Annotated in this window: 3 protein-coding genes; 1 reads left to right on the top strand and 2 read right to left on the bottom strand. The window is 38.6% G+C overall.

From position 1 onward, the window contains the following. Nucleotides 1-94: 94 nt before the first annotated feature. Complete coding sequence (hemH, locus tag ADH31_RS04505) at nt 95-1,189, bottom strand: ferrochelatase (protein WP_049509196.1); 1,095 nt, start codon at nt 1,187-1,189, stop codon at nt 95-97. Nucleotides 1,190-1,343: 154 nt separating this feature from the next. On the opposite strand from hemH, the gene pepT reads away from it, so the two are divergent. Beyond that, nucleotides 1,344-2,567, top strand: coding sequence for a peptidase T (pepT, locus tag ADH31_RS04500; RefSeq protein WP_049509195.1), 1,224 nt, complete (start codon nt 1,344-1,346; stop codon nt 2,565-2,567). A 76-nt stretch (nt 2,568-2,643) separates the two neighbouring features. Here the strand turns inward: pepT and ADH31_RS09725 are convergent. Next, nucleotides 2,644-4,590: pneumococcal-type histidine triad protein (locus ADH31_RS09725; RefSeq protein ID WP_049509194.1), on the bottom strand; the 1,947-nt coding region annotated here is incomplete at its 5' end.

Genomic DNA, 4,590 nt, shown 5'->3' with positions numbered 1-4,590 from the left:
CTAGCCGCAGGCTGTACTTGAGTACGGCAAGGCGACGTTGACGCAGTTTGAATTTGATTTTCGAAGAGTATTACCAGTTCTTTTCTATTTTCACTTAGTCTTTAGGTAATTTACCAGCTTTTTCAAGCATTTTTTTGATTAAATAAGGCATCTTGACATTTTCACGACCTTTTTTCTCAATTAATTTTTTAACAAATTCTGGCATTTGTAAATCTTGTGATTCATCTAAAATATTCTTAGTTTCATCCGAAGGGACTAATTCATCAAAGGTCTCTTCTTCTGGGAGGAATTCTCTAAATTCTTTATGTTTATTAGCTCGGACAATATTGACCAAAGCATCAATCAAACGAGAATCTGTATTTGGCATTGGTGGACGATGGTAGTTCACACCCAATTCCTGGCATAAATCATAACATTCCACATCATTATCAAACAAAACTTCAATGTGCTCACTAATAAAACTAATAGGTACAAAAATATAATGATTTGGATGTTCTTTCTGTTCTCTAAGATATTCCAGGACATCTGGCTTAATCCAAGGAATACCAATATCACTTTCACTCTGCCAAGTGTTGGTATATTGCTCTGGTTTCAAGCCTAATTTCTCAGCAATTAACTTGCTATTTTCGAAAATCTGGTCGATATAGGGATCACCAAAATCCAAGGCAAAAATGGGCACACTGTGGGCAGAAAAGATGACTTTAAAGCTATCCTGTTTCACCTTTTCTTTTAAAATCTTAGCAATTTCATCTGTCCAATAGTTTAAGAGGGCTTCTTCTTGATACCAGTCCTTAATAACTAAAAACTGAATTTGTTTGCTTTCCAAAAACTTTTCGTACCCCATGACAGAGTAAAAGGAATAGTGTGGCTCCAAAATCAAGCAAATACACTTTTCAATTCCATCTGCTTCCATTTTCCGAATCACATCTGGAATAAAGGGGGTTGAAAATTTATTGGCAAAATAGACACTATATTCATTTCCCAATCTAGCTTCTACTAAGGCAACTTCTTCACGGGTAATTTTTTGTAGTGGAGTTCCTCCAATTCGAACATAATTATCATAAAGTGTTTGAATCTCGTGGTCTTGAGGTCGAACTCCTCGACGAATGTTAGTAAAAAAGTCAGCCACTCCTTCAAAGGTAATCTCTTCTGGGGAACCAAATGTCATCATTAAAATCGCTTTTTTCATCTCTGCATCCTTGTGATATCTTTATCTTTTTTATTGTATCACTAAAACAGCCATAAGTAAACGCTAACATAAGAATGTTACCTCCCTTCTGACTTTTGTTTTTCTCTTCTTTCTATGATACAATGGTTTTAAAAGAAGGAAAAAAGGAGTTACGATGAAATATCCAACATTGTTGGAGCGTTTTTTGACTTATGTCAAAGTCAATACACGTTCTGACGAACATTCAACCACTACACCAAGTACCCAAAGTCAAGTAGACTTCGCAACCAATGTCCTCATCCCTGAGATGAAACGTGTTGGTTTGCAAAATGTCTACTATCTACCAAACGGTTTTGCTATCGGAACCTTACCAGCCAACGACCCAAGTTTGACTCGTAAGATCGGTTTTATCTCCCACATGGATACAGCTGATTTTAATGCTGAAGGTGTCAATCCACAAGTTATTGAAAACTACGACGGTGGAGTTATCGAGCTTGGTAATTCTGGTTTCAAGCTTGATCCAGCAGATTTCAAGAGCCTAGAGAAATATCCTGGGCAAACATTAATTACTACAGATGGGACTACACTTCTCGGTGCTGATGACAAATCTGGTATCGCTGAAATCATGACTGCTATCGAATACTTGACTGCTCATCCTGAGATTAAACACTGTGAAATCCGTGTCGGCTATGGTCCGGATGAAGAAATCGGTGTTGGTGCCAACAAATTTGATGCAGAAGACTTCAATGTTGACTTCGCTTATACAGTGGACGGCGGACCTCTTGGAGAATTGCAATACGAAACCTTCTCTGCTGCAGGTGCAGAACTTCACTTCCAAGGACGTAATGTTCACCCAGGAACTGCTAAAGGGCAAATGGTCAATGCGCTTCAGTTAGCTATCGACTTCCACAATCAACTCCCAGATGGTGACCGACCAGAATTGACTGAGGGTTATCAAGGTTTCTACCATCTCATGGATGTAACAGGTACTGTTGAGGAAGCGCGTGCTAGCTACATCATTCGTGACTTCGAAAAAGAAAGCTTCGAAGCGCGTAAAGATGCCATGCAAGCTATTGCTGATAAGATGAACCAAGAACTTGGTAGTGATCGTGTAACCTTGACTTTGACAGACCAGTACTACAACATGAAGGAAGTCATTGAAAAGGATATGACACCAGTAACCATTGCTAAAGCAGTAATGGAAGACCTTGGTATCACACCTATTATCGAACCGATTCGAGGAGGAACAGACGGTTCTAAAATTTCCTTTATGGGAATTCCTACACCAAATATCTTCGCTGGTGGAGAAAATATGCACGGACGTTTTGAATACGTTAGTCTACAAACAATGGAACGTGCTGTTGACACTATCGTTGGAATTGTGTCTTATAAAGACTAAAGAGATCGGGAAAAAATTCCCGACCTCTTTTTTATCAGCAGCCTACTTTTGACATGGTAGCTGTCTGAACTTTTTATTATTCTGTTACTTTTTCTCTTGTTTCTGGAGATGTAGTTGCAGGAGTTAAGGTTGACTCAGCTTGTTTATCATTTGTTTCTTTATTGGCTGTTTCGGAGTTAGCTTCAGCTGGCTTGTCTTTGGATTGAAATTCTTGGTTTAAGGAGACAATTTCTTGAGCAAGAGCTAGAAGAGCTTGCTTGTCTTTGCTTGCAGCTGACAATTTATCAAACAAGGCATCCACTTTTTCAAAGTCTGCATCAGAACCATTATTCATTTCTAAATAAGTATGAAGGGCAATGACACCATTATAAAGTTTTTGATAAAGAACTAAAACCTCTGGGTCTTGGTTGGCATTCTCACGTTCAGTCTGAATGGTTTGTGAAATACGCTTCAGAAGATCTTGAACTTGTGTGTTTAGTTCATCAAGGTCTGCATCTTCTTTATCTAGAGCAGCTTTCAGATTTTTCACTTCGTCAGCAAGAGAAGCTTTAACACCTTCTTCTTTAACTTGAGCCACTAATTCTTCAGCTTTTGTTAAGAGTTCTTCTACTTGACCTTTTCGAACATGATTACTTTGTTCCTCAGGTTTGATATCATCATACAAACCTTTCAAGAACTCATAAACTGCCGTTTTAGCACTGTGACCATCCACTTTTTCAGTATCTAAAATCGTTTCAGAAGGCTTATGAGCAACAGATTCATTCTTCACTGCTTCTTCTACCTCTAATTTTGTTTGATAGATTTCAGGGAAGAGTTTGTTTAAGTCAGTCGCCTTGAGGAAGGATTGTGATTGATAAAGTGTCCAAGTTAAGTTAGCAACTTTATTTCTAAGAGTGTCATTTAAGTGATTATCAGATAAATGTTGATAGAAATACTTAATGTACTCGACTGTTGTAACTCCAGTACGATCATTAAAGTCTTGAAGAGCTTCTAGTTTAGCTTCAACTGCATCTAAACCAGCCTCATCTTGAGCCAATTTATTTTCTTGGAGTTGAGTCAAGAGATCCTTTTTAGGAAGTCCATAAGCATCCGTATCCAAGGTATTAATCTTATCTACTAAAGCTTGATATTTCTTGTCTAAAGGACTGATTTCTGTTGGTTTTACACTAGAGTCAACGTGGATGTACTGCTTGTCAAAAAGATCTAAAGCAGCCAGATAACCAGCTGTAGAGTTTGTTGAGAGCTTCTTCATATTTTCAGAGAATTGTCCCAAGGCAAGTTCAATCTGTCTTTGTAAAATTGGTTTATCCTTGTAAACTTCGCGACTTTCTGCTAAAAGTTGATCAACCTTATTTTGAACAGTAGCTTCATCAAAGGCACCTGGTTGATAGTTGGATTGTAAGGCAGGAATCTTATGTTTCAAAGCCACTTCATAACCTTTAGTCTGCACTTTAATGTAGTGATTATGGTCTCCGTGAGGAATGACGAAGCTGCCATTTTCCACCTGCAAACTATATGGAGAGACACCATCCCGAAGTGCAGTTGTATAGAGTTCGTTTAGGAAATCAAGTTCTGCATCGCCTGTTTGAAGCGGAATACGAACGTGTTCTTTTCGAACTGCATAAGGGTGAATGTGAGTTGGGTCGTAAGCCTGGTCTGGATTTCCAAATACAAAGAATCCATTTGAAATACGAATCGCTTCAAGCGGAACACCATAGGTTTTAGAGATATAAGCTATCTTTTCTGCATCGCTGGCATCTCGAGAGAAACTTTCTACAGTCTTGGCAAGAGGTTTTACAGGCTCTACCTGATGGTGCCCATGCAAATGCTCTTGCGCTGCCTTAATCTGCTCTGCTGACAAATCTTTTTTAAAGAAATAGTGAGCATGGTCTCCATGTGAAACCACAAAACCTTGCTCATCCTCACTAATCACTCTCTCAGCGGCAAAGCCGTGATCATGTTCATCTTCATGATGCTCGTGTTTCACTTCATTCTCTTTATGAGTGTTTTGATTATCTTTTGG

The organism is Streptococcus pseudopneumoniae (assembly GCF_001072375.1).
Taxonomy (GTDB): domain Bacteria; phylum Bacillota; class Bacilli; order Lactobacillales; family Streptococcaceae; genus Streptococcus; species Streptococcus pseudopneumoniae_L.
The sequence above is the reverse complement of the archived record's forward strand: the minus strand, read 5'-3'. Positions and strand labels throughout refer to the sequence as shown.